Origin of the sequence: Nonomuraea sp. NPDC001636 (assembly GCF_040298265.1) — a bacterium.
GTDB lineage: Bacteria > Actinomycetota > Actinomycetes > Streptosporangiales > Streptosporangiaceae > Nonomuraea.
Genome location: NZ_JBEOZT010000002.1, coordinates 696,086 through 719,167, shown reverse-complemented (window position 1 = coordinate 719,167; position 23,082 = coordinate 696,086). Strand labels below are relative to the sequence as shown.

Sequence of the window (23,082 nt, the reverse complement as noted above, 5' to 3'; positions counted from 1 at the left end):
AGTTTGTTTACTGTGTATTTGGGGTATCTCCATTATAACCCCGACCGCGCCGCGCCCGCCGGCCCCGGGGGGGTGCCCCACTTCGGCCCCCCCCCCCCCGCCCGCCGGGGGCTTCCCCCGGCGGGACACGATCGTCATGGAGCAGCCGCCTCCTCCTCCGCCGTCCACCCCCGTCAAGGCGCGGCTCAACGCCGGGCAGAAGGCCGTGGCCGGGCTCGCGCTGGCCGCGATGGCCATCGGCGGCGGTGTCGTGGGAGCCGCCGTCGCGACCGCGTTCCAGCCCGAGCCGCAGCAGGTGGTCAGCGCGCCGAGCCCGGTGCTCAGGGCCGCCTCCAACCAGCTCTCCACCGCTGAGGTGGCCGAGCGGGTGCAGCCGTCGGTGGTCATGATCCAGGGGCAGACGGGCGAGGGGTCGGGGGTCGTGCTCTCCGAGGACGGCCTCATCCTCACCAACAACCACGTGGTCGTCGGCGCCTCGCAGGGCGGGGGTCAGATGACGGTCAAGTTCAGCGACGGGAAGACGGCCAAGGCCAAGGTCGTGGGCACCGACCCGGCCACCGACCTCGCGGTCATCAAGGCCGAGGACGTCTCGGGGCTGACCAAGGCCACGCTGGGCGACAGCGACCAGCTCAAGGTCGGCGACGACGTGCTGGCCATCGGCAGCCCCCTCGGCCTGGACGGGTCGGTCAGCAGGGGCATCGTCAGCGCCCTGAACCGCACGCTCAAGCTGGGCGGCGAGCAGCGTCAGCAACTGCCCCCCGGTTTCGGCGGCGAGCAGCAGCAGAGCCCGGTGGAGGGCACCACCATCGGCGACGTCATCCAGACCGACGCCGCGATCAACCCCGGAAACTCCGGCGGCGCGCTGGTGAACGCGGCGGGCGCGCTCGTCGGCATCAACACCGCCATCGCCTCCGACGCGGCCGGCGGCGGCGTCGGCTTCGCGATCCCGGTCAACACCGCCAAGCAGGTCGCCGAGCAGCTCATCAAGAGCGGCAAGGTCAGCCACGCCTTCCTCGGCGTGAGCGTCACCGACGCCACCGGCGACGTGCCCGGCGCGCTTGTCCGGCAGGTGACCGCGGAAAGCCCGGCGGCCAAGGCCGGCCTGCAGGAGGGCGACCTCATCACCAAGATTGGGGACACACCTGTTGACTCAGGCGATACCGTTGTTGGACAGGTCAGAGGTTTCAAACCGGGCCAACAGGTCAAGATCACATATATGAGGGACGGTCGCTCCGCGGAGGCCACCGTCACCCTCCAAGAGAAGAAGTAAACACCAGGACCCCCTCCCGGAGACGGGTGTGCCGTTGAGATCGCTGCGGACTCGGCGGCACACCCCCCCATTCAGGCGAAACGCCGGCCCTCGTCGCGGCGGTAGGCCCACGTCGCGGCGGCCGCCGCGACCACCGTCCAGACGCCCAGCATGATCAGCGCGATGCCGTCAGGGCGGGCCCCCGAGATGGCCGCCCAGATCAGCTCGGCCGCGCCCCTGGACGGAACGTACGGCGAGACGGCCTCCACGATGTCCGGCAGGATCTGCGGCGGCAGGATCAGCCCGCCCACGATCGCCACGGGGAAGAAGACGATCTGCGCCACCGCGAGCGCCGCCTTCGACGGCAGCGTCAGGCCGAGGAACAGGCCGATCAGCATGAACGGCACCCCTCCGCCGACCAGCGCGGCCAGCCCCAGGGCCAGCCGGACCGGCGTGATGACCGCCTCGGTCAGCAGGGCCGCGACCACCAGCACCGGCACCACCGACAGCAGCATGAGGACCACCGTCGAGACCATCCGCCCGGCCAGGCGCGGGAACGGCCCGGCGGGCAGCGTGCGCGTGTAGGGGTCCCAGGGCTGCTCGCGATCCTGCGAGACCGACGCGCTGAGCCCGATCACCGCCGAGGACATGGCGCCGAAGAACATCAGCGCCCCCGTCGCCGACGTCGCCGCCGCCGGATCGCCGCCCGCGAACGGCACCACGAACGCCAGCATCGAGATGGCCGGGAACATGGAGCTGGCCAGGATCCCGATGGGCACCCTGAACTGCTCGACGAGCTGCAGCCGGGTGTGGGCCACGATCAGGCTAGACATGCGCGCTCTCCTTGGGGGGCGAGGTCGAGGTGATGGTGAGGAAGGCCTCCTCCAGCGTGGTCGGCCTGACCTCCAGCCCCGAGAACGGGATGCCGCTGCGCACCAGCTCGACCACCAGCCGGTCGGGATCGGTGGTCAGCAGGCTGACGCGGCCGTCCTGGCGTTCGGTGCTGAGCACGCCGGGCAGCTCGGGCAGGTCCCCGGCGTCGAGCGAGACGCGCCGCACGCCCACCATGTCGCGCACGGCCCGCACGGTGTCGTCGGCCAGGACGCGTCCCTGCCCGACGACGACCACGCGCTGGGCCAGCGCCTCGATCTCCTCCAGGTAGTGGCTGGTCAGGACGACCGTGCCGCCTTCGGCGTGGAAGGCCTGGATGCCGTCCCAGAGGGTGCGCCTGGCCTCGACGTCGAGGCCGGTCGTCGGCTCGTCCAGGAACACCAGGCGCGGGCGGCCGGCGAAGGCCAGCGCCACGGCCAGGCGCCGCTTCTGCCCGCCGGACAGCCCGCCCACCTGCCGCTTGACCAGGTCGCTCAGGCCGAAGCGGTCGAGCAGTTCGTCCCTGCCGAGCGCGTCGGGGAAGTGGGCGCGCACGAAGTCGGTGATCTCGCCGACCCGCAGCGACTCGGGCAGGCCGGTCTCCTGCGGGGTGACGCCGATGCCCCGGCGGACGACGGGATCCTGGGGCGAGCCGCCGAACAGCTCGACCGTGCCGGAGGTCGGGCGGCGCAGCCCGACGAACAGGTTGATCAGGGTGGACTTGCCCGCGCCGTTCGGGCCGAGCAGGCCGACCAGCTCTCCTGCCCGGATGTCGAGCGAGACGCGGTCGAGCGCGAGCACGTCCCCGTAGCGGCGGGTGACCTCCACCGTTCTGGCGAGGGCCGTCATGGGGTTCCTCCAGCGTTGTCGAGCAAGGCGCGGATCGCCTTGGTGTAGTCCTCGAAGGCCAGCCGTCCGCGCTGGGTGAGCGCCACGTACGTGACGGGGGTCCGGCCCTTGTGGGTCTTGGTGATGCGGACGTAACCGGCGTCCTCCAGCTTGGTCAGGTGCACCGAGAGGTTGCCGGCCGTCATCCCGAGCAGGTCCTTCAGCGAGGGGAAGGCGATCTCGTCGCGCCCGCCGAGGGTGTTGAGCGTGGCGACCACCCGCAGCCTGGCCTGCGCGTGGATCACCGGGTCGAGCTCGGGGACGGCCCCGTCGGGGCTCACATCCGCCGCCGCAGCACGACGCCGGCCGCGATGTAGCCGCCGCCGGTCAGCACGGCCGTCAGCAGCGCGTGCCAGCCGGCGCCGAGCATGACGCCCACGCCGTTGACCACCGCCGCCCACACGCCGACGAAGAACATCGGCCAGTACGTCCAGATCGCGCCGCCGGCCATGTACAGCAGCGCGACGAGCATCATGAACCCGCCGCCCCACAGCAGGCCGCTCTCGGTGGCCGGGAGCTGGGGGCTCAAGCGGATGGCGAGCACCGTCATGGAGACCAGGCCGGCCGCCCAGGCGTAGCCGTACATCATGCCCTTGGCCGAGGACTCGCCGCGGACCTGCGCCCCCATCTTCACCATGCCGAAGATCGCGATGGCCCCGGCCAGCGACATGCCCGCGAACAGCACCATGAGCGCCTGCGGCCGGGAGATCGGCGCGTAGGGGACGCCGTCGAGGCCGTAGTGCAGGAACAGCGCCGTGAAGCCGAGCAGCCAGGCCACGCCCCAGGGCACGTACAGCAGCACCGGGTCGCCGTGCAGGCGCCGGACCGTGGCGGTGCGCTGCTGCTCGATCAGCCGCAGCGTCTCCTCGGGGGTACGCGCCCGATCGTCGTCCACCATGCCAACTCCTCTTACCCGCAAACAGGTTTGCATCATAAACCTGATGGCGACGCAAACTCAACGTGCGGGCGAGAGGATCGGCCTAGCGCCCGGTCAGCGCCTCGGACTCCCACAGGTCGCGGTAGTAGCCGGGCGCCGCCACCAGCTCGTCGTGCCGTCCGCGCTGGACGACGCGGCCCTCGTCGAGCACCACGACCTCGTCCACCGACTCCAGGCCCTTGAGCCGGTGGGTCACCAGCACGGTGGTGCGGTCGCGGATGACGTCCAGCAGGTCGGCCATCAGGCGGTCGGCGGTCTCCTCGTCGAGCGCCTCGGCGGGCTCGTCCAGCAGCAGCACGGGCGGGTCGTACAGCAGCGCCCTGGCCAGGGCCAGGCGCTGGAGCTGGCCGCCGGAGACGGTCCTGCCGTCCTCGCCGAGCTCGGCGTCCCAGCCGGTGCGCTCGACCCACGGGCCGAGCCTGGCCTCCCGCACGGCCGCCGCCAGCCGCTCGTCGCCGGCGTCCGGCCCGGCCAGGCGCAGGTTGTCGCGCAGGGTGGTGCGGAAGATGTATGGGTCCTGGGTGAGGCCGGTCATCAGCGTGCGGACGTCGTCGCCGGACAGGTCACGCAGGTCGGTCCCGTTGACGCGCACGCTGCCCGACTCGGGCTCGACCAGGCGCATCAGCGCGGCCAGCAGCGTGCTCTTGCCCGCGCCGCTCGGGCCCACGATCGCCACCCGGCGGCCGGGGGTCAGGCGCAGGGAGACGCCGTCGAGCGCGGGCCGCGCGGCGTCGGGGTGGCGGACGACCAGGTCGTCGACCTCGACCGTCAGCGGAGCCGACGGCACGGGCGCGGGCGCGGCGGGCTCGGTGACGGCCGGCGCGGCGGCGCGGACCTCGCGCAGCCGCCGGATCGCGGCGGTGATCCCGGCCATGCGCTCGCCCGCCGCCGCCAGCGGCAGCACCGGCTCGAACGACACCAGCGCGGTCAGCGCGAGCACCGCCGTGGCGACGGAGCCGGCGCCCGCGCCCTGGGCGAGCAGCACGATGGCCGCCACCGTCAGGCCCTGGGCCAGCGTCCCGACCGCCAGGGCGGCGGCGTGCACGCGCGACTGGCGGCGCTCCAGCGCGGCCAGCGCCTCGTCGGCGGCCAGCGCGCCGGACAGGGCCCGCTCGCCCGCGCCGTAGGCGGCCAGGTCGGCCGAGCCGTGCACGAGGTCGGCCACGCGGGCCGCCAGCGCGGCCCTGGCCGGCGCGATCCGGGCCGACCAGCGGCGCGCGGCGGCGGCGGTCGCGGCGGGCAGCAGCACGCCCGCCAGCACGAGCCCGGCCACCAGCACCAGCGCGGTCAGCGGCAGCACGAACAGCCCGATGGCGACCGCGGCCAGCCCGGTCAGCAGCGCGGCGGCGGCCGGGAGCAGCGCGCGGACCAGCAGGTCCTGGACGGCCTCGGTGTCGTCCACCATGCGGCTGAGCAGGTCGGCGCCGCCGTGCCGGGGCCGCTGGGGCGGGACGAGCGCCTGGTAGAGCCGCTCGCGGGTGCCGGCCTGGGCGCGCAGGGCCACGTCGTGGCCGGTGAGCCGTTCGGCGTAGCGGAAGACGCCCTTGCCGGTCGCGAACGCCCTGGTCGCCACGATGGCCACGCTCAGCGCGGCCAGGGACGGCTGCTGCGCGGCCCTGGTGATCAGCCAGGCGGCGGCCGCGATCAGCCCCAGCCCGGCCAGGTCGGCGGCCGCCCCGGCCAGCACGGCCCAGGCCAGCCGGGTGCCCATGCGCCGGTTCATCGCGCGCTCCCCTCGGGAAGGGAGACCGCGCTCTGCGGCTCCCGGTGACCGTCGCCGTCCGGGTGGGCCGGCGGCCGGTCGCGGGTGGTGTCGGAGACGACGCGGCCCTCGTGCACCCGCACGATCCGGTCGGCGAGGTCGATCATCGCGGGCCGGTGGGCGACGATGACGGCGGTGCGCCCCTGCGCCAGCCGCGCGGTGGCGGCCACGACGGCGGCCTCGCTGCGGCCGTCGAGTCGGGCGGTGGGCTCGTCGAGCAGCAGCGCCGTGGCGTCCGGGCGGCAGAAGCCCCGGGCCAGCGCCACGCGCTGCCGCTGGCCGGCCGACAGGTTCGCGCCGCGCTCGCCGACCACGGTGTCGAAACCCTGGGGCAGGCCGTCCACGAAGTCGGCGTGCGCGGCGGCGGCCGCCCGCCGGACCTCCTCCAGGGTGGCGCCGGGCGCGCCCAGCCGGATGTTGTCGGCCACGGAGGTGGTGAACAGGTGGGGCCGCTGCGGCACGTACGCCAGGGCCGCCCGCCAGCTGTCCAGGTCCAGCTCCCGCAGGTCGGCCCCGTCGACCAGGACGCGTCCCTCGGACGGGCGCAGGAAGCCCAGGACCAGGTGGAGGAGGGTGCTCTTGCCGCCGCCGCTCTCGCCGACCAGCGCCACCCGCTCGCCGGGCGCGATGGTGAGCGTCACGTTCTCCAGGGCGGGCTCGTCCCTGCCGGGGTAGCGGACGGTCACGTTCTCCAGGCGGATCTCCGGCGCGCCGTGCCCGTCGTACGGGCGGGCGGGGCCGGACGGGTCGCCGGCGGCCTCGTCCAGGACGGCGAAGGCCGCGTCGGCGGCGGCCACCCCCTCCATGGAGGCGTGGAACCGGGTCCCCATGGCCCGCAGCGGCAGGTACGCCTCCGGCGCCAGCAGCAGCACCAGCAGCGCCGTCGTCAGGTCCAGCGAGCCGCCGAGCAGCCGCAGCCCGATCGGCACCGCCACCAGCGCCAGCGACAGCGACGCGCACAGCTCCAGCACCAGCGACGACAGGAACGCCACCCGCAAGGTGCGCATGGTCGCGCTGCGGTGGGCGTCGGCGACCTGCCGGATGACCGTGGCCTGGTAGCGGGCCCGCCCGAAGGCGCGCAGCGTCGGCAGCCCGCGCACCACGTCGAGGAAGTGCCCGCCGAGCCGCGACAGGGCGTGGAACTGCCGCTCGGTGACCGCCTTGGTCGTCATGCCGACCAGCGCGCCGAAGACGGGGATCAGCGGCAGCGTCACCAGGACGATCACCGCGCTGCCCAGGTCGGCGGTGAACAGCCGGACCAGCACGGCCACCGGCACCACGGCCGCCACCGCGATCGAGGGCAGGTAGCCGGTCAGGTAGGCGTCGAGGCCGTCCAGGCCGCGGCCGGTCAGCGTGACCAGCTCGCCCGACCGGTGACCGGTCAGCCTGGACGGGCCCAGCTCGCCCAGGCGGGCCAGCAGCCGGTGGCGCAGCGCGGACTTCACGCCCGTCGCGGTGCGCCCGGCGAAGACGCCCTGCGTCCAGGCCAGCAGCGCCCGCACGCCCACGACGGCGGCCAGCGCCCCCAGCGCGGCGGCGGTGAACCGGCCCGACAGCACGCCGGCCAGCAGCTCGGCCTGGGCGAGCACGAGCAGCCCGGCGAGCACGGCCGCGACCATGGTGACGGTCAGGTGGCGGCGCACCGAGCGCTCGGCCCGCATGAGCCGAAGAAGATCCTTATGCACGTGGCCTTCAGAAGAACGAGGGGAGCGGGACGGCGCCCTTACCTGGCCGGAAAGTCCGCCATACCCATACTTGCGCGCCCAGCATGATCGGCGCGAACGGCAACGCCATGACACTGAGCACATTCAACGTAGCCGCCGGCGCGCTGTGCTCCAGCAAGTACGGCATCGCCCCCGCCAGCAGGCCGATCGCGGGCAGCGCGGACACCAGCCCGGACAGCAGCAGCGCCCGCCCCGACCGCACGGCCCCGAACCTGCCCGGCTCCCGCCAGGCCAGGAACGTCCATCCGTGGAAGGCGAACAGCAGGGTCACCAGCACGCCCAGCAGCACCCCGACCGGATTGACCGGCGAGGAGGAGAACCCGGTCGCGGCGGCGTGCAGCGCCATGCCCCACCCGAACGACAACCCCAGCGACCCGAACGCGATCATCGCGTCCCAGAAGCCGCGCCACCGCGCGCCGTCCAGCCGCCGCCGGAACCACAGCCCGGCGTCGCGCACGATCCAGCTCAGCAGCATGGCCACCACCAGCGGGTAGAGCCCGAACAGCACCTCGCCCTCCAGGCGCGGGTACACCCCGAACAGCGTCCCGGCCACCGCCACCAGCCACACCTCGTTGGCCAGCACGAACGGCGCCATCGCGGCCACCATGCGGTCGCGGTTGCCGCGCGTCCTGCCCAGCACCGGCAGCAGCAGGCCGACGCCGAGGTCGAAGCCCTCCAGGGCGAAGTACCCGGCCAGCAGCACCGCGAAGAACAGGAACCAGATCACTTCCATGTCAGCAACTCCTAGTAGCTCATCGCGGGGGCGGGCTCGGCGCCGGCCGGGACGGCCCCGAGGTCGAGGTCGCGCGGGCCGCGCCGGACGACCCGGGCGATGAGGACGTAGTCGACGACCGCCAGCAGCCCCAGCACGCCGGCGAACCCGATCAGCGAGGCCGTGACCATGCCCGAGGTCAGGCCAGGCGTCAGGGCGTCGGCCACGGTCAGCTTGTGCCAGACCATCCACGGCTGGCGGCCGATCTCCCTGGCCATCCAGCCCAGGATCGCCAGCGCGAACGGCACCGGGGTCATCACGATCAGCACGGGGTGCGTCCACCGCCAGCGCGGCAGCCAGTAGATGAGCGGCAGGAGCAGGAACAGCAGCACGAACGCCAGGAGCTGGCCGATCTCGATCATGAGCGCGAGCGGCACGCCCGCGCCGCCGTCGAACTTGCCCTCCTGGACGCCGCCGAACTGCGCGTACCCGAAGCCCAGGGCCAGAAAGGCGCCGACCGCCGCCACGCCGACCCCCGTGCGCAGCGACTTGGTGAAGAACAGCGTCTCGCGGGTGCGCCGCCGCAGCTGGTACGCGCTGGCCCCGGCCAGCACCAGGCCGCCGGTCAGCAGCCCCGCGCCGATGACGTGGGGGAAGGAGAAGACCAGCGTCTTGTTGGTGAGCAGGGCGCCGAAGTCGACCAGCTCCAGCCGGCCGTTCCTGACCACCGAACCGGCCGGGTTCTGCAGGAAGGAGTTGGCGACCATGATGAAGAACGCGCTGGCGTACGCGGTCAGCGTCACCAGCCAGATGCAGGCCAGGTGCAGCCACTTGGGCAGCCGCCCCCACCCGAAGATCCACAGCCCCAGGAACGTGGACTCCAGGAAGAAGGCCACCAGCGTCTCCATGGCCAGCGGCGCGCCGAACACGTCTCCGGCGTAGTGGGACAGCCCGCTCCACGACAGCCCGAACTGGAACTCCATCACCAGGCCGGTGACGATGCCCAGGGCGTAGTTGATGACGTAGATCTGCCCCCAGAACCGCGTCATGCCGCCGTGCAGCGCGCTGCCGGAGAGCACGTGGCGGGTGTGCATGAGCGCCACGACCGGCGCCAGCCCGAGCGTGAGCACGACGAACAGGAAGTGCAGGCTTCCCGTCACGGCGAACTGCGTGCGGGCGAGTTCGAGTACGTCCATTCGATCGACTCCGTTGTTGTGCCTACCTACATATAGGCAGCCTACATGTAGACTGGCTACATGGCGAACGGTTGTCTAGGATCAGGAGCATGAATCCAGACGCGCTGCGCGGGCACATGGACGCGTTGCTGCTCTCGGTGCTGGAGCGGGAGCCGCTGCACGGCTACGCGATCATCGAGGCGCTCCAGGAGCGCAGCGGGGGTGCGCTGAGCGTGCCCACCGGCACCGTCTATCCGGCGCTGCGGCGGCTGGAGCGGGTCGGCCACCTGGCCAGCGAGTGGGCCACGGTGGGCGGGCGCAAGCGGCGCACGTACCGGCTGACCGACCCGGGCAGGAAGCAGCTCGAAGGGGAGCGGTCGGCCTGGCGGGAGTTCACCAGCGTGATCGGCGGCGTGCTCCAGGCCGACACCCGGGCCGACGCCGGGGTCGAGGCGCGGGCCTCAGGCTGACGGGGCCGCGGCGGGCCGGCGGTTGCGGCTGACCCGCAGGCAGCGCGTCGCGCCGTAGATCTGCAGGCCCCAGAACGCGGTCGTGACCAGGTTCGCCAGGAACGCGGGCAGGTAGCCGGTCATCGAGCCCGGACCGGGCGGGCTGTAGGACAGCACGAGGCTCATGGCGCCACCGAGCGGCAGCATGCCCCACACGACGATGCCCAGCGACCTGGTCACCAGGTGCGGACGGCGGATCCAGCGCGCGCCCCGGCCCAGCGCCAGCAGGGCGAGGCCGCCGTACAGGCCGGTGGCGAGCTGGCAGATGTCGAGCAGCTTCGAGATCAGGTGGTACCAGGCCGGACGGCCCACCCACAGCGCCGGGTCGGCGGGGTAGGTACGCCACACCATCGACCACATGAGGGCGGTCAGCGGCACGCTGATGAACAGCAGCAGGCCCAGCCGCCGCCCGGCCACGGCGGTCAGCTCGCTCTGGTAGCCGGGGGCGATCTCGGTGACCGGGCCGAACTCCGCGACCGCCAGCCGCTCGGCCTCGGCGCGATCGAGGCCGTCGGCCTCCAGGGCGTCGGCGGTGTCGGACAGGCTGTCGCGGGCCTCGACGACCAGGTCGCGCTTCGCGCCGGTCGGGCCGGAGAGCGCGCGATCGAGGTCGGCCACGTAGTCGTCGATCCGCATGATCCCAGTTTACGGAGTGAGCCGCCGATGGCCTATCAGGGAAGTCCCCGATTTTTCACGCCGCGACTTGATATGTCGGAAAAATCCTACGTATAGTGTCCGACATGCTGATTTCCGGGATCCTCACCGTCACCGTGCCCGTCGCCGACCAGGCGCGGGCGCTCGACTTCTACACCGGCGTGCTCGATTTCGAGGTGCGCACCGACAACCCGTTCCCCATGGGCCGCTGGCTCACCGTCGCCCCCAAGGGGGCGGCGACCGCGCTCCTGCTGGCCTCCTGGTTCCCCGACCTGGCCCCCGTCGGCGGGCTCGTGGTGGCCGCGCCCGACCTCGACGCCCTGGCCGCCCGGCTCGCCGCGGACGACGTCGCCTTCGAGGGGCCGAGCGAGCAGGCGTGGGGACGCCAGCTCCTCTTCCAGGACCCGTTCGGCAACGGGTTCGTGGTCAGCCAGGCATGACCGCCGACCACGTCTTCACCGCGCTGGCCAGCCCGGCCCGGCGCGAACTGCTGCGCCTGCTGCTCCAGGAGGGCCCCCAGCCCGCCGGACGGCTGGCCGAGCGCTTCGACATGAGCCGGCCCAGCGTCTCGGAGCATCTCAAGGTGCTCAAGGACGCCGGGCTCGTGGCCGAGGCCCGCAAAGGGCGCGAACGGCACTACCAGCTGGAGGCCGAGCCGCTCATGGAGATCCGGGACTGGCTCACCCCGTACGAGAGGTTCTGGCGCGAGAAGCTGACCGGCCTGTCCGCGCTGCTCGACGAGATGGAGGAAGACGATGGCTGAGGACCGGACCGCGATCAGGCTGGACGAGTTCCTCAAGCACCCGCCGGCCAAGGTGTGGCGGGCGCTGACCGACCCCGAGCTGATGGCCCGCTGGCTGATGCCCAACGACTTCCGGCTGGAGGTGGGCCACCGGTTCACCTTCACCACCCAGCCCAGGAAGGCGGTGGGGTTCGACGGGACGGTCCACTGCCAGGTGCTGGAGTTCGAGGCGGAGAAGCTGCTGCGGATCAGCTGGAGCGACCGCAAGCAGGCCGACTGGACGGTCACCTGGCGGCTGGTGCCGGAGGGCCGGGGCACCCGGCTGTTCCTCGACCACGAGGGCTTCGACCCCGACGACCCGACCCAGCAGCTCTCCCGCCGGATCATGGGCGGCGGCTGGCCCCGGCACTTCACCGTCATCGAAGACCTGGCCGCCACCCTCTGAGCCGGGCTCCTACATGGGCGGCAGCTCGCGGGTCAGGCGCGAGCTCCACGGGCACCAGTGGCCGCCCGGCAGGAACGCGCCGCCCGCCTCGTCGAGGTGGTCCTCCACGTAGGTCATGCTCGCGTCGCAGACCTCGATGGCCACGTCGAAGAAATTGATCGTCTCGGGCTGCAGGTGGTAGCTCCACCGGGCGTTGTAGGCGACGGACCGCTTGACGATGCGGCCGTGCACGTGCGGCCGCATCGTCGGTGGCGCCGGCCAGCAGGTCGCGGGCGTGCCGGATGGAGCCGGGGTCGGTGAGCTGCATGACGAACCGGGACCGGCCGTCGGTGTCGGTGAACTCGAAGTACGCCTCTCCGGCCGCCTGGGCCGGGACGGCTCCCGCCGCGCCGAGCAGGACGACGGACGCCAGCACAGCACTGATCTTGGTGACGATGCGGGGCATGGGGGACACCTCCGAAACTGTCGGCCGCACTCTGCGACCCGTCACTCAAAGTAATCGAGTGAATGCGCAAAGTCACTATGACGGCGCAAGCCGGAGGTGGGCCATGACCTGCGCGGCCAGCTCCTGCGGCGACCGGCCGTCGGTGTCCAGGCGCACGTCGCCCGCCCCCGCCCGGTCGAGGGCGGCGGCCTCCCGCGCCGCCCGTCCGGCCACGGCCCGGAGCGTGTCGCGGCCGAGCCCCCGCAGCTCGTCGCCGGGCGTCGCCGGGCCGCCTCCCCGGCCGCGCAGCAGCACGCGTTCCAGCAGCGTGGCGGGGGAGGCGTGCAGCCGGAACACGGTCGGGGACAGCCCGGGAAGCAGTCCGGTGCAGGCGCGGACGGTCTCGTCGGAGTCCGCCCCGCCGGAGACGATCAGGCATCCGGCCCCGGCCGCCCGGTACCCGTCCCACAGCGCGGCCAGGCCGCGTGCCCTGAGCCGGCGGCCCTCCTCCTCGGTGGACGGGCGCAGCGCGGCGACCTGCCGCAGATCGACGTAGGCGGCCCGTACGCCCGACCGGTGGACGCGGCCGAAGACCTCGTAGCCGACCGTCGACTTCCCGGCCGCCGTCGCCCCCGAGAACCACACCAGCGGAACCGGCACGCCGGAACCGGCACCCCCGCCCGGATCAGTCAGGGCGGGCGCCGGCCCGGGGGCGGGGACGGGCGGCGGCCAGCCGCCCAGCCGGTCGAGCACCAGCCGGGCCGTCTCGGCCACCGTCCGGCCGCCGGTGTCCACGCACAGGTCGGCGTACCGGCTGCGGTCCTGCTCGACCGCCTCGGCCACGGCCGCCTCCACCAGGTCGGGACGCCAGCCCCGCCCCAGGAACCGCTCCCGCAGCTCCGCGTGGGGCACCCGCAACCGGCACACCGTGAACGCCGCGCCCGGCAGCAGCGCGGTGTACTCGCCGACCTCCTCGGGCGTGTCCACGAACCCGGCCAGCACCAGGCAGCGCATCCCGGCGCTCCGGAACCCGGGCCACAGGGCCGCCAGGTTGCGCGCCCGCAGGCGATGCGTGCCGCCCTCCGGCGCCGGATGGCACAGGGCGATCTGGTCGGCGTCGAGGAACGCCGTCTTGACGCCGCTGCGGCCCAGCCGGTCGAAGATCTCCCACCCGGCTGAGGACTTCCCGGCGCCCGTGGGGCCCGTCAACCAGAGCAGCGGCAGCGGATCGGTACTCACCGGCGCGACCCTAGCGAGCCCGGTCCGCCGCCTGCCACCGCATTTTCGGCCAGCCTGCCGGTGGCGGACGGCCCGGCTACTGATGCAGCACCGGGTTGTGGTGGACCGCCTGGCGGGCCGCGTGCGAGGTGGAGCTCCACAACACCGCCGCCGCCGTCAGCGCCGCGAGCAGCGTGCACCAGGCCACCGCGCGTCCGAGCCGCATGCCGTACCCCCACAGCAGCCACGACAGCGACAGCCACCAGTGCTCACCGGCCCGGCGGCGCATCTCCATGGCGGCGAAGGCGAAGTCCGCCGAGGTGTCGCGGTCCTCGATCCGGCCGCGCAGCTCGGCGTAGAGGGCGGCCAGCAGGTCGGGGGTGGTGGGCGAGCCGCCGGAGGCGTCCCAGCCGCGCAGGGCGTGCTCGTCGGCCAGCGCGCTGCGCCGCGAGATCCAGCGCAGCATCGGACGGCGCAGGCTGACCCGCACGCCGCGCGGCGTGAGCGCGAACGTGCAGTTCCTGACCCGCACCCCGGCCGGGTGCGTGAGCCCGGCGAAGCCGCAGCCCGACAGGTCGAGGCCGGTCAGCGTGAGGCTGGCGGCGTCCACCTGGCGCAGCGAGGTCAGCATCGACAGGCCCTTGCCGGTCACCGAGGCGGGCCCGTGCAGCACGGCGCCCTCCAGGTCGGCGCTGGAGTCGGTCAGCCGCACGGTGGCGGCGCCGAAGACCTCGACCCGCCGCAGGTCCACCCCGCAGCGCGCGACCGTCACGTCGAGCAGGCCGTCGGCGCGGGCGCGCGCGGCCGAGAGCCGGCCGGAGGCCGACAGGTAGGCGTCCCCGGCGAAGTGGGCGTAGTCGAACCCCGCCTGCCCGCGCACCTTGCGGAAGGAGAGGGTCCGGCCGAACCTGGCGCCGCGGAACGTGGCGCCGGTGCCAAGGCGGGCGTCGTCGAAGGTGGCGTACCCGTCGAACCGGGCGCCCTCGCAGGAGAGCCCGTGCTCGAAGACGGCCTGGCCGAACAGCGCGTCGCGGGACATCACGGCCCGGTCCAGCGAGACGTGCCCCCGGACGCGTACGCCGTGGAAGGACAGCTCGCGCGTGAACCTGGCCGCCGCCAGCGACACGTTCCCCTCGAAGCGGGCCCCGAAGAAGGAGGCGAGCCGCTCGAACCTGGCTCCGTCGAGCGACACGTCCCCGGCGAACGTCACGCCCGACAGCCTGACGTCGCCGGTGAACCTGGCCCGGTCGAGCCGGGCGCGGCCCGGTCTGCGACTCGTCGCCTCCAGGACCCGCGACAGCAGGTCGCCGTTGACGGTGGTGCCGCGGAGGTCGAGCAGCCTGCCGGGGGACAACCGGGCGAGGACGGCGGGCAGGTCCTCGGCCGGCAGATGCGCCAGGCACAGGCCGGACGGCTGTTGGGCGATTCCGGGGCAGGCAGCAGAAAACGCGCAGGTGACCCAGTCCATGCACTGGTCATACCCGCGTGCCGCCAATGTCAAGGTTCGATGATTTAATGTTCTATCCACTTTTGTGTGGAAATATGCGGGCAATAATCCCTCTAAAGTGCCGGTCATGCGCGTTTTATCCCGAGCAGCACTCGCTGCCCTCGTGGCGGGCGCCCTGACCGCCACCCCGGCCCTCGCCGACACGGCGGCGGCGCCCTGTGACACCCCGGCCGACCGCCGCGTCGCCGAGGTGCAGGGCAGCGGCGACACCGGCCCCCTGACCGGCCGGACCGTACGGGTCGAAGGCATCGTGACCGGCGACTTCCAGCGGACCGACCAGCTCAGCGGCTTCTTCCTCCAGGACCCGCGGCCGGACGCCGACCCCAGGACCTCCGAGGGCCTGTTCGTCTTCGCCCGAGAGTCCTTCAAGGACGTCAAGACCGGCGACCGCGTCCTGGTCACCGGCAAGGCCACCGAGTTCAACGGCTGGACCGAGCTGTCCCCGGTCACCGCCGTGGACGTCTGCGGCACCGGGAGCGTGGCGGCGCAGCCGTACACGCTGCCCCCGGCCGCGGACGGCCTGGAGGCCGTCGAGAACATGCTGCTCACCTTCCCGCAGCCGCTCACCGTGGACGACAACTACAACCTGGGCCGCTTCGGCGAGGTCACGGTGTCGGCGCACGGCCGGCTGTACCAGCCCACCGACCGGCCCGGCGTGGACCCCGCCGGCGACACGCGCCGCTCGCTGCTCATCGACGACGGCTCCAACCGGGAGAACCCGGCGACGCTGCCGCCCGTCACGCGGGCGGGCGCCGTGGCCGCCGGCGTCACCGGCGTGCTCGGGTACGGCTTCGGCGAGTACCGCCTCCAGCCCACCCAGCCGATCGCCTACCTGGACGCCAACCCGCGCACGCCGCGCCCCTTCCCGGTGGCGGGCAACGTGACGGTGGCCTCGTTCAACACCCTCAACTGGTTCACCACCATCGGCTCGCGCGGCGCGAGCAACGCCGGCGAGCAGCAGCGGCAGCTCGCCAAGCTGGTGGCCGCGCTGAAGGGCCTGGACGCCGACGCGGTCGCCCTCATGGAGGTCGAGAACAACGGCCAGACCGCGCTGCAGGCGCTCGTGGACGCCGTCAACGCCGAGGTCGGCGCCGGCACGTACGCGGCCCTCAGCCACCCCTACCCCGGCACGGACCTCATCCAGGTCGGGCTGATCTACAAGCCGGGCAAGCTCACCCCGGTCGGCGAGACCAAGGCATCCCAGGACCCGGTCTTCAGCCGTCCGCCGCTGATCCAGACCTTCCGCAGGAAGGGCGGCGGCCAGCCGTTCACCATGATCGTCAACCACCTCAAGTCGAAGGGCAGCTGCCCGGCCGACGGCCCCGACGCCGACCAGGGCGACGGCCAGAGCTGCTGGAACCCCACCCGCGTCAAGCAGGCGCAGGCGCTGCTCGGCATCATCGGCGACCAGGACCTGCCCAACCCGCTCGTGCTCGGCGACCTCAACGCCTACGGCGAGGAGGACCCAATCGACACGCTGGAGGCCGGCGGCCTGACCAGCCTCACCAAGCGGTTCGTGCCGCCGGCGCAGCGCTACAGCTACCTGTTCGACGGCCTGGCCGGCGAGCTCGACCACGCCTTCGCCGGCAAGCAGCTGCTCAAGCGGGTGACCAGCACCACGATCTGGCACATCAACTCCGACGAGCCGCGCATCCGCGACTACAACACCGAGTTCAACCCGCCCGGCCTCTACCAGCCGGACGCCTACCGCTCCTCCGACCACGACCCCCTGGTGATCGGGCTGACCCTGCCCGGCGGCCACTGACCCGTGCGGAAGGCGCGGCCCGCGGGCCGCGCCTTCCGGCGTTCCGGAACGCCCGCCGCAGCGGGGTTGCGGGCCCCCAGGGCATGGAATGCTGGTGGGGGGTACGTGGTTGACACGGTTGCAATTTCACCGAAGAGCGAGGAGCCACTTGTGGCGACCATCGAAGTAACAGAGAAGAACTTCAACGACATCGCCGACAAGGGCATCGTGCTGCTCGACTTCTGGGCGACGTGGTGCCCGCCGTGCAAGAAGTTCGGGCCGATCTTCGAAGCGGCCTCCGACAAGCACGACGACATCACCTTCGGCAAGATCGACACCGACGCCGAGCAGGCGCTCGCCCAGGGCTTCGACATCACCTCGATCCCCACGCTGATGGCGATCCGCGACGGCATCGTGGTCTTCGCCCAGGCCGGCGCGATCCCGGCCCCGGCCCTGGAGGACCTCATCCGCCAGGTCCGCGCCCTCGACATGGACGCGATCCGGGCCGAGCTCAGCGAGGAGCTGAAGAACGCCGAGCAGAACTGACCCCGGCAGGCCCCGCCGGCGCGGCGGGGCCCTCGCGTCGCCCGGCCCGCGCGAAGGCGGCGGCCAGCGGGAACACCGCGATCACCACGAGCGTGCTGGGCAGCCCGGCCAGGCGTGACAACGCGCCCGCCACGCCCAGCCCGATCCCGCCGCCGACGAAGAACGTCAGGTTCAGCAGGCCCATCGCGCCGCCGCGCCGCTCCACCGGGAAGCTCGCCGACATCCGGGCCGTGATCACCACCTGCGCCAGCGAGAACGCCGGGAACCCGAGCGAGGCGGCCACCACCAGCAGCACCGCGGCCCACCCCGCCGGCCCGCCGTGCCCACCCGGCCCGCCGGTGAGCGCCCCGGCGAGCCCCGCCGCGACCAGGCAGAGCGCGAACGCCGCGGCCACCGCGGGCAGCAGCCACGACCGGGTGCCCGCGATCCTGGCCAGCACCACGCCCACCAGCGCGCCCGGCAGCAGCCAGGCGCCGATCGCCGGCACGCTCCACCCGTGCACCCCGGCCAGGAGTTGCGGGGCGGCCCACATGGTGGCGAACAGGCCGCCGTACACGCCGACGCCGATCAGCGCGGCCCGGCGGAAGACGCGGTCGGCCGGCAGGTCACGCGGGACGAACCCGCCCGCCACCGTACGGGTACGCCGGACCAGCGCGGCCCCCGCGAGCACCGCCACCACCCCGGCCAGCGCCGCGACCGGCCAGGTCAGCCCCAGATTGGCCGCCTGGACCAGCACGAGGAACGCCGACACGCCCGCCGCCAGCAGCCCCGCGCCCACGACGTCCACCCGGCCGCCCGACCCCGCCCGCCGCGCCACCGGCAGGCAGAACGGCACCGCCACCAGCGCCAGCGCGGGCAGCGCGAGCGTGAGCCGCCACGACAGCGCCTGGGTGACCAGCCCGCCGGCCAGCGTCGCGCCCGCCGAGAACACCGCCATCGCGCTGCCGAACCAGGCCAGCACCGCCTGACGCCGCTCCGGCTCGGCCGTCGCCGCCAGGTTCAGCGCGACCGCCGACAGCGCGCCCGACCCGGCCGCCAGCACTGCCCGCGCCGCCACGAGCGCCACCAGCGACGGCGCCACCAGGCAGGCCAGCGCCCCCGATGCCAGCACCGCCGAGCCGAGCAGCAGCGCGCGGCGCACCCCCCACGCGTCCGACAGGCGCCCGAACAGCGCCGTCCCGACGCCCAGCGCCAGCGCGTGCGCGGTCAGCACCCACACCACCGCGCCAGGACGCGCCCCCAGTGCGGCGGCGACGTCCGGCAGGGCGACCCCGGCCGCCGTGACGCCGAACACGGCCGGGCCGAAGAGCGCGCCCAGCCTGATCCCGATCGATCCACTCCCGTTCATGCGGGTCAGTCCATCGCGGGAAGAGCGGGCGAACCAGGAGACGTTCTCCTGGACAGTCATCACCGATCATGATGAATGGAGGCACAGTGGAGCTGCGGCAGCTCGCCTACTTCGTCGCCGTCGCCGACGAGGGCGGCTTCGGCCGGGCCGCCGAGCGGCTGCACATCGTGCAGCCCGCGGTCAGCCAGCAGGTGAGCAGGCTGGAACGCGAGCTGGGCGCCCGCCTGTTCGACCGGTCGACCCGGCACGTACGGCTGACCGAGGCGGGGGAGCGGCTGCTGCCCGAGGCCCGCGAGGTGCTCGCCGCGGCCGGACGGGCCCGCCGGGCGGTCACCGGCCACCTGGCCGAGACCACCCTGCGGCTCGGCGTGTCCGCCGCGCCCGGCGCCCGCCTGTACCCGATGCTCGACCGGCTCGACCCCGGCCTGCGGGTCCGGCTCGCCAAACAGGGGCTGGCCGAGCGGCTGGCGGGGGTGCGCTCCGGCGACCTGGACGCCGCCCTGGTGCGTCTCGTGGACGCCGCGCCCGGCCTGGAGTTCTTCCCCGCCTGGACCGAGCCGCTGGTCGTGGCGCTGCCCGCCGCCCATCCGCTGGCCGGCTCCGGCACGCTCAGCCTCGCCCAGCTGGGCGACCTGCCCGTACGGCTGGCCCCCCGCGAGCGCAACCCGCCCTTCCACGACCTGGTCACCGGGGCCCTGGCGCGGGCGGGCGTGGACCCGCCGCGCGGCCCGGCCTTCACCGGCCTGAACGACACGCTCATCGACCTGGCCTCGGGCCCGCCGTCGTGGACGCTGTTCTACCCGGTCCTCGACGAGCTGCCGCCGATCCGCGGCGTGGCCTACGCCGGCCTGGACGAGCCCGAGGTGCGCACCTGGCTCGCCGTGCCGGCCGGGCCGCCGACGGCCCGGGTGCGGCAGCTCCTGGCGGCCCTGCCCTGACAAGGCCCCTCACCGCGGACCTCCCCGCGGCCTTTCCCCTGGACCTTCCCGCGGCCCGGACCGGGGGCCGCGGTCCGGCCGTCCGTCAGGGCTTGCGGGCGACGCCGACGTAGCCGACGTCGGTGCCGTTCGTCAGGGCGGGCGGCTCGGCGGGACGCCAGTCCTGGGGGAAGACCAGGCCGGGGTCGGCCAGCTCGTAGCCCTCGAAGAAGGCCAAAATCTCCTTGTCGGTCCGCAGGCTCAGCGCGGCCGTGGCCTGGTTGTAGACCTCCAGCGCCTGCGGGGTGGTGTCGGGCCTGGCGTCGATGGCGTGGCTGATCACCAGGTGGCTGCCGGGGGCGCTGACCTCGCGCAGCCGGGCCACGATCGGGTGGGCCTGCTCGTCGGGGATGAAGTGCAGGATCGCCAGCATGAGGAAGGCCACCGGCTGGTCGAAGTCGATCAGCGCGCCCAGCTTGTCCAGCAGGGCGTCCACCTCGCGGATGTCGGCCTGCAGGATGTCGACGTTGTCCGTACGGGCCAGCAGCGCCCGGCCGTGGACGCACACCACCGAGTCGTAGTCGACGTAGACCACGCGGGCCTCGGGCGCGATCTCGTGCGTGTTGCCCTGGGTCGGCAGCCCGGCGCCGAGGTCGACGATCTGCCGTACGCCCGAGTCCACCAGATGCCGCACGGCCCGCTGCAGGAACGCCCGGTTGGCGCGGGCGGCCTCCTTGGTGTTGGGGAACACCTTGAGGATCTGCTCGGCCGCGGCGCGGTCGGCCGCGAAGTTGTCCTTGCCGTCGAGGAAGTAGTCGTACATCCGTGCGACGTTGGGGACGTTGGGGTCGACCCCCTCGGGGGCACTGTCCACGATTTCTCCCGAAATTTCGGTCCTTCGGGTGATCATAGCCTCGCCGACCCCGCCCGCACTGGAATTCGGTTCGGTTGTCCGCGCGGCGCACGTCACGAACACGCGCCGCGCGGAACCGGCTCACCCGGGGAGGACACCGCCCTCAGCGGTACGGCCCAGCCCCGGTGGAGCTCAATCCTGGTGGAGCTCAGCCCCGGTACAGCTCGGCCACGCGGAAGGCGAGGTCGAGCGACTGGCCGCGGTTGAGCCGCGGGTCGCAGGCCGTCTCGTAGCGGGTGCCGAGGTCGCCCTCGACGATCTCGTGGCCGCCGCCCACGCACTCGGTGACGTCGTCGCCGGTGAACTCGATGTGGATGCCGCCCGGGTGGGTGCCGAGCGCGCGGTGGACCTCGAAGAACCCGGCCACCTCGTCGAGCACGTCGTCGAAGTGGCGCGTCTTGTGACCGCTGGGCGCCTCGAAGGTGTTGCCGTGCATCGGGTCGCAGATCCAGGCCACCTGGGCGCCGGCGGCCGTGACCTCCTTGACCAGGGTGGGCAGGTGCTCACGGATCTTGGACGCGCCCATCCGGGTGATGAACGTGAGCCGGCCGGGCTCGTTGTCCGGGTTGAGCTTCTCGATCAGCGCGAGCGCCTCCTCCGGCGAGGTCGTCGGCCCGAGCTTGACGCCGATCGGGTTGCGGATGCCGGCGAAGAAGTCGACGTGCGCGCCGTCGAGCTGACGGGTGCGCTCGCCGATCCAGACCATGTGCGCCGAGACGTCGTAGGGCAGGCCGGTGCGCGAGTCGATGCGGGTGAGCGCCCGGTCGTAGTCGAGGATGAGCGCCTCGTGGGAGGAGTAGAACTCGACGGTGTGGAACTCCTCGGGCTCGGCCCCGCAGGCCCGCATGAAGGCCAGCGCCTGGTCGATCTCGCGGGCCAGCTGCTCGTAGCGGCGCCCGGCGGGCGACTCGGCCACGAAGTCCTGGTTCCAGGCGTGCACCTGGCGCAGGTCGGCGTAGCCGCCCTTGGTGAAGGCGCGCGCCAGGTTGAGCGTGACCGCCGAGGAGTGGTACGCCTTGAGCAGCCGCCACGGGTCGGGCTCGCGCGACTCGGGGGTGAACTCGAACCCGTTGACCATGTCGCCCCGGTAGGCCGGCAGCTCCACGCCGTCGCGGATCTCGGTGCCCTTCGACCGCGGCTTGGCGAACTGGCCCGCCACCCGGCCGATCTTCACGACCGGCACCTTCGCCGCGTAGGTCAGCACGATCGCCATCTGCAGCAACGTCTTGAGCTTGTTGCGCACGTTGTCGGCGGTCGCGCCGGAGAAGGTCTCGGCGCAGTCGCCGCCCTGCAGGACGAACGCCTCTCCGCGCGAGACGGCCGCCAGCTGCCTCTTGAGCTGGTCGCACTCGCCGGCGAAGACGAGCGGGGGCAGGCCGCCGAGCTCGGCGACGACCTTGTCGAGCTCACCGCGATCGGGCCAGTCGGGCTGCTGGGCCGCGGGGAGGGCTCGCCAGGAATCGAGATCCACGAGATTGCTGCTCACGAGATACGAGGGTATTCCACTGACCCGGCCCCACCGACCCTCTTGTCCACGTTGTGAGAATGCATTTATCAGCTTTCGGGAGACTTCACATGCTCAGGCAGCACCCCGAGGCCGATGAAACGCCGCGGCAGCCGGTTGAACAGCGGAATCCTGGTGAGGTCGCGCGGCATCCTGGACGCGTCGAACCGCCGCCCCAGCGCCGGCGTGATCACCTGGTTCTGCACCAGCCGCTGGGCCGCCTGGGTGACCCGCGTGGGCAGCATGCGCCGCCGCTGCAGCCGGTGCAGGACAGACTCCGGGACCGGCAGGCCCGCGGCGAGCGGCGCGGCCAGCAGGTTGGCGGCGGCCACCGCGTCCTGGACGGCCAGGTTGATGCCCACCCCGAACACCGGCGACATGGCGTGCGCGGCGTCCCCGATGCACAGGAACCCCGGGCGGTGCCAGCGGCGCAGCCGGTTGAGCGCGACCGTGAGCACGCTGACGTCGTCGAAGCCCTCGATCTGCCCGACCCGGCCGGCCAGGTAGGGCAGCAGCGTGGCCACCGGCCGCCTGAGGGCGTCGATGCCCTGCTCGGTCAGCCGCCCGAAGCCGCCCTTGGGGATCAGGTAGGCGAGCTGCCAGTAGGTCTCCCGGTTGATGGCGACCATCATGTGGCCGCTGGAGATGCGCAGGAACGTGTCGTCGGGGTCGTCGTCGTGCCGGGGCAGGCGGAACCAGACCACGTCCATCGGCGCGTGCAGGTCCTGGGGGACCAGGCCGGCGCGGGCGCGCAGCGCCGAGTGCCGCCCGTCGGCCGCCACGGTCAGCTCGGCCCGCAGCTCGTGCTCGCCGGACGGGTCGCGGTAGCGCACCCCGCGCACCGCCCCGCCCTCGCGGATCAGGTCGTGGGCCTCGGCGTTCATCAGCAGCCGGAAGTTCGGGTACGCGCTCGCGGCCGTGGTGACCAGCTTGAGGAAGTCCCACTGGGGCACGAACGCGATGTAGTCGTAGCCGCCCGGCAGGCCGCGCAGGCTGGCGAGCGTGATGTCGCCGGTGTCGGTCACCAGCCGCAGCTCGTGGGCCTTGCGGTGGGGCAGCTTCAGGAAGTCCTCCGCCAGGCCGAGCTCGGCCAGCACGCGCAGGGTGGAGGGGTGGATCGTGTCGCCGCGGAAGTCACGCAGGAAGTCGGCGTGCTTCTCCAGCAGCGTGACCTCGACGCCGGCCCTGGCCAGCAGCAGTCCGAGCACGGCCCCGGCGGGACCGCCTCCGGCTATCACACATGTCATAATTCATCACCCAATGAGATTGTGTCACGTCCCCGGAAATGAGCAAG

At 73.1% G+C, this 23,082-nt stretch carries 24 protein-coding genes; 8 read left to right on the top strand and 16 right to left on the bottom strand.

All coding sequences use genetic code 11. The annotated features are described in order from the left end of the window. Positions 1-136: 136 nt before the first annotated feature. A complete protein-coding gene (locus tag ABT158_RS07035; RefSeq protein WP_352351770.1) occupies positions 137-1,270 on the top strand; it encodes a S1C family serine protease in 1,134 nt (377 codons plus the stop codon). Between the two features lie 71 nt (positions 1,271-1,341). Here the strand turns inward: ABT158_RS07035 and ABT158_RS07030 are convergent, their stop codons facing one another. The 8 genes from ABT158_RS07030 to ABT158_RS06995 form a co-directional block, all read right to left on the bottom strand. Further along, positions 1,342-2,082, bottom strand: a complete 741-nt coding sequence (locus ABT158_RS07030) for an ABC transporter permease (RefSeq protein ID WP_352351768.1) — start codon at positions 2,080-2,082, stop codon at positions 1,342-1,344. Next, entirely contained in the window at positions 2,075-2,968 is an 894-nt protein-coding gene (locus ABT158_RS07025) for an ABC transporter ATP-binding protein (protein WP_352351766.1), read from the bottom strand. Before ABT158_RS07025 ends, ABT158_RS07030 begins: the two co-directional genes overlap by 8 nt. Beyond that, positions 2,965-3,288 (bottom strand): winged helix-turn-helix domain-containing protein, encoded by a 324-nt coding sequence (locus ABT158_RS07020; RefSeq protein WP_352328377.1) that lies wholly within the window; start codon positions 3,286-3,288, stop codon positions 2,965-2,967. The genes ABT158_RS07025 and ABT158_RS07020 overlap by 4 nt, the downstream gene beginning before the upstream one ends. Further along, complete coding sequence (locus ABT158_RS07015; protein ID WP_352351764.1) at positions 3,285-3,905, bottom strand: hypothetical protein; 621 nt, start codon at positions 3,903-3,905, stop codon at positions 3,285-3,287. The genes ABT158_RS07020 and ABT158_RS07015 overlap by 4 nt, the downstream gene beginning before the upstream one ends. An 82-nt stretch (positions 3,906-3,987) precedes the next feature. Further along, a complete protein-coding gene (gene cydC, locus ABT158_RS07010) occupies positions 3,988-5,667 on the bottom strand; it encodes a thiol reductant ABC exporter subunit CydC (protein ID WP_352351762.1) in 1,680 nt (559 codons plus the stop codon). After that, positions 5,664-7,367 carry a thiol reductant ABC exporter subunit CydD gene (gene cydD, locus ABT158_RS07005; RefSeq protein ID WP_352351760.1) on the bottom strand — a complete coding sequence of 568 codons (1,704 nt, stop codon included), beginning with the start codon at positions 7,365-7,367 and terminating at the stop codon, positions 5,664-5,666. The genes cydC and cydD overlap by 4 nt, the downstream gene beginning before the upstream one ends. A gap of 31 nt (positions 7,368-7,398) precedes the next feature. Next, entirely contained in the window at positions 7,399-8,163 is a 765-nt protein-coding gene (locus ABT158_RS07000; RefSeq protein ID WP_352351758.1) for a cytochrome d ubiquinol oxidase subunit II, read from the bottom strand. 11 nt (positions 8,164-8,174) lie between these two features. Beyond that, positions 8,175-9,338: a cytochrome ubiquinol oxidase subunit I gene (locus ABT158_RS06995; protein ID WP_352351756.1), complete on the bottom strand. Its 1,164-nt coding sequence runs from the start codon at positions 9,336-9,338 to the stop codon at positions 8,175-8,177. Between the two features lie 89 nt (positions 9,339-9,427). On the opposite strand from ABT158_RS06995, the gene ABT158_RS06990 reads away from it, so the two are divergent. Further along, positions 9,428-9,787 carry a helix-turn-helix transcriptional regulator gene (locus tag ABT158_RS06990; protein WP_352351754.1) on the top strand — a complete coding sequence of 120 codons (360 nt, stop codon included), beginning with the start codon at positions 9,428-9,430 and terminating at the stop codon, positions 9,785-9,787. On the opposite strand, the gene ABT158_RS06985 is transcribed toward ABT158_RS06990, so the two are convergent. Further along, positions 9,779-10,462, bottom strand: coding sequence for a permease prefix domain 1-containing protein (locus ABT158_RS06985; protein ID WP_352351753.1), 684 nt, complete (start codon positions 10,460-10,462; stop codon positions 9,779-9,781). The two genes, ABT158_RS06990 and ABT158_RS06985, sit on opposite strands and share 9 nt — an antisense overlap. Before the next feature lie 104 nt (positions 10,463-10,566). On the opposite strand from ABT158_RS06985, the gene ABT158_RS06980 reads away from it, so the two are divergent. The 3 genes from ABT158_RS06980 to ABT158_RS06970 are packed head-to-tail and all read left to right on the top strand — an operon-like array spanning position 10,567 to position 11,667. Further along, complete coding sequence (locus tag ABT158_RS06980) at positions 10,567-10,920, top strand: VOC family protein (RefSeq protein ID WP_352351752.1); 354 nt, start codon at positions 10,567-10,569, stop codon at positions 10,918-10,920. Continuing rightward, the gene (locus ABT158_RS06975) at positions 10,917-11,243 is read left to right on the top strand and encodes an ArsR/SmtB family transcription factor (protein ID WP_352351750.1); all 327 of its coding nucleotides are present in this window, start codon (positions 10,917-10,919) and stop codon (positions 11,241-11,243) included. Before ABT158_RS06980 ends, ABT158_RS06975 begins: the two co-directional genes overlap by 4 nt. Continuing rightward, complete coding sequence (locus tag ABT158_RS06970) at positions 11,236-11,667, top strand: SRPBCC family protein (protein WP_352351748.1); 432 nt, start codon at positions 11,236-11,238, stop codon at positions 11,665-11,667. The genes ABT158_RS06975 and ABT158_RS06970 overlap by 8 nt, the downstream gene beginning before the upstream one ends. 9 nt (positions 11,668-11,676) lie before the next feature. Here the strand turns inward: ABT158_RS06970 and ABT158_RS06965 are convergent, their stop codons facing one another. The 3 genes from ABT158_RS06965 to ABT158_RS06955 form a co-directional block, all read right to left on the bottom strand. Beyond that, on the bottom strand, positions 11,677-11,898 hold the full coding sequence (locus ABT158_RS06965) for a BP74-related protein (RefSeq protein ID WP_352351746.1): 222 nt from the start codon (positions 11,896-11,898) through the stop codon (positions 11,677-11,679). 289 nt (positions 11,899-12,187) lie between these two features. Further along, positions 12,188-13,330: a hypothetical protein gene (locus tag ABT158_RS06960; RefSeq protein ID WP_352351744.1), complete on the bottom strand. Its 1,143-nt coding sequence runs from the start codon at positions 13,328-13,330 to the stop codon at positions 12,188-12,190. A 76-nt stretch (positions 13,331-13,406) separates the two neighbouring features. Further along, entirely contained in the window at positions 13,407-14,777 is a 1,371-nt protein-coding gene (locus ABT158_RS06955) for a pentapeptide repeat-containing protein (RefSeq protein ID WP_352351742.1), read from the bottom strand. Positions 14,778-14,883: 106 nt separating this feature from the next. Between ABT158_RS06955 and ABT158_RS06950 the strand changes: the two genes are divergently transcribed. Both ABT158_RS06950 and ABT158_RS06945 read left to right on the top strand, forming a co-directional pair. Further along, complete coding sequence (locus tag ABT158_RS06950; RefSeq protein ID WP_352351740.1) at positions 14,884-16,581, top strand: ExeM/NucH family extracellular endonuclease; 1,698 nt, start codon at positions 14,884-14,886, stop codon at positions 16,579-16,581. Between the two features lie 150 nt (positions 16,582-16,731). After that, the gene (locus ABT158_RS06945; RefSeq protein WP_352351738.1) at positions 16,732-17,106 is read left to right on the top strand and encodes a thioredoxin family protein; all 375 of its coding nucleotides are present in this window, start codon (positions 16,732-16,734) and stop codon (positions 17,104-17,106) included. Here ABT158_RS06945 and ABT158_RS06940 read toward each other — a convergent pair. Next, entirely contained in the window at positions 17,072-18,514 is a 1,443-nt protein-coding gene (locus ABT158_RS06940; RefSeq protein ID WP_352351736.1) for an MFS transporter, read from the bottom strand. The genes ABT158_RS06945 and ABT158_RS06940 overlap by 35 nt on opposite strands. 26 nt (positions 18,515-18,540) lie before the next feature. Between ABT158_RS06940 and ABT158_RS06935 the strand changes: the two genes are divergently transcribed. Then, complete coding sequence (locus ABT158_RS06935; protein WP_352351734.1) at positions 18,541-19,392, top strand: LysR family transcriptional regulator; 852 nt, start codon at positions 18,541-18,543, stop codon at positions 19,390-19,392. A gap of 85 nt (positions 19,393-19,477) precedes the next feature. On the opposite strand, the gene ABT158_RS06930 is transcribed toward ABT158_RS06935, so the two are convergent. The 3 genes from ABT158_RS06930 to ABT158_RS06920 all read right to left on the bottom strand — a co-directional run bounded on the left by ABT158_RS06930 (position 19,478) and on the right by ABT158_RS06920 (position 23,035). Next, a complete protein-coding gene (locus ABT158_RS06930; RefSeq protein WP_352351732.1) occupies positions 19,478-20,245 on the bottom strand; it encodes an SAM-dependent methyltransferase in 768 nt (255 codons plus the stop codon). 187 nt (positions 20,246-20,432) lie between these two features. Next, entirely contained in the window at positions 20,433-21,770 is a 1,338-nt protein-coding gene (locus ABT158_RS06925; RefSeq protein ID WP_352351730.1) for a class II 3-deoxy-7-phosphoheptulonate synthase, read from the bottom strand. A gap of 68 nt (positions 21,771-21,838) precedes the next feature. Continuing rightward, positions 21,839-23,035 carry an FAD-dependent oxidoreductase gene (locus ABT158_RS06920; RefSeq protein ID WP_352351728.1) on the bottom strand — a complete coding sequence of 399 codons (1,197 nt, stop codon included), beginning with the start codon at positions 23,033-23,035 and terminating at the stop codon, positions 21,839-21,841. Between the last annotated feature and the right edge of the window lie 47 nt (positions 23,036-23,082).

Excerpts from the sequence above, each read along its gene's own strand:
- ABT158_RS07035 (WP_352351770.1), top strand. The coding sequence starts at position 137 with ATGGAGCAGCCGCCTCCTCCTCCGCCGTCCACCCCCGTCAAGGCGCGG.
- ABT158_RS07030 (WP_352351768.1), bottom strand. The coding sequence starts at position 2,082 with ATGTCTAGCCTGATCGTGGCCCACACCCGGCTGCAGCTCGTCGAGCAG.
- ABT158_RS07025 (WP_352351766.1), bottom strand. The coding sequence starts at position 2,968 with ATGACGGCCCTCGCCAGAACGGTGGAGGTCACCCGCCGCTACGGGGAC.
- ABT158_RS07015 (WP_352351764.1), bottom strand. The coding sequence starts at position 3,905 with ATGGTGGACGACGATCGGGCGCGTACCCCCGAGGAGACGCTGCGGCTG.
- cydC (WP_352351762.1), bottom strand. The coding sequence starts at position 5,667 with ATGAACCGGCGCATGGGCACCCGGCTGGCCTGGGCCGTGCTGGCCGGG.
- cydD (WP_352351760.1), bottom strand. The coding sequence starts at position 7,367 with ATGCGGGCCGAGCGCTCGGTGCGCCGCCACCTGACCGTCACCATGGTC.
- ABT158_RS07000 (WP_352351758.1), bottom strand. The coding sequence starts at position 8,163 with ATGGAAGTGATCTGGTTCCTGTTCTTCGCGGTGCTGCTGGCCGGGTAC.
- ABT158_RS06995 (WP_352351756.1), bottom strand. The coding sequence starts at position 9,338 with ATGGACGTACTCGAACTCGCCCGCACGCAGTTCGCCGTGACGGGAAGC.
- ABT158_RS06990 (WP_352351754.1), top strand. The coding sequence starts at position 9,428 with ATGAATCCAGACGCGCTGCGCGGGCACATGGACGCGTTGCTGCTCTCG.
- ABT158_RS06985 (WP_352351753.1), bottom strand. The coding sequence starts at position 10,462 with ATGCGGATCGACGACTACGTGGCCGACCTCGATCGCGCGCTCTCCGGC.
- ABT158_RS06980 (WP_352351752.1), top strand. The coding sequence starts at position 10,567 with ATGCTGATTTCCGGGATCCTCACCGTCACCGTGCCCGTCGCCGACCAG.
- ABT158_RS06975 (WP_352351750.1), top strand. The coding sequence starts at position 10,917 with ATGACCGCCGACCACGTCTTCACCGCGCTGGCCAGCCCGGCCCGGCGC.
- ABT158_RS06970 (WP_352351748.1), top strand. The coding sequence starts at position 11,236 with ATGGCTGAGGACCGGACCGCGATCAGGCTGGACGAGTTCCTCAAGCAC.
- ABT158_RS06955 (WP_352351742.1), bottom strand. The coding sequence starts at position 14,777 with ATGGACTGGGTCACCTGCGCGTTTTCTGCTGCCTGCCCCGGAATCGCC.
- ABT158_RS06950 (WP_352351740.1), top strand. The coding sequence starts at position 14,884 with ATGCGCGTTTTATCCCGAGCAGCACTCGCTGCCCTCGTGGCGGGCGCC.
- ABT158_RS06940 (WP_352351736.1), bottom strand. The coding sequence starts at position 18,514 with ATGACTGTCCAGGAGAACGTCTCCTGGTTCGCCCGCTCTTCCCGCGAT.
- ABT158_RS06920 (WP_352351728.1), bottom strand. The coding sequence starts at position 23,035 with ATGACATGTGTGATAGCCGGAGGCGGTCCCGCCGGGGCCGTGCTCGGA.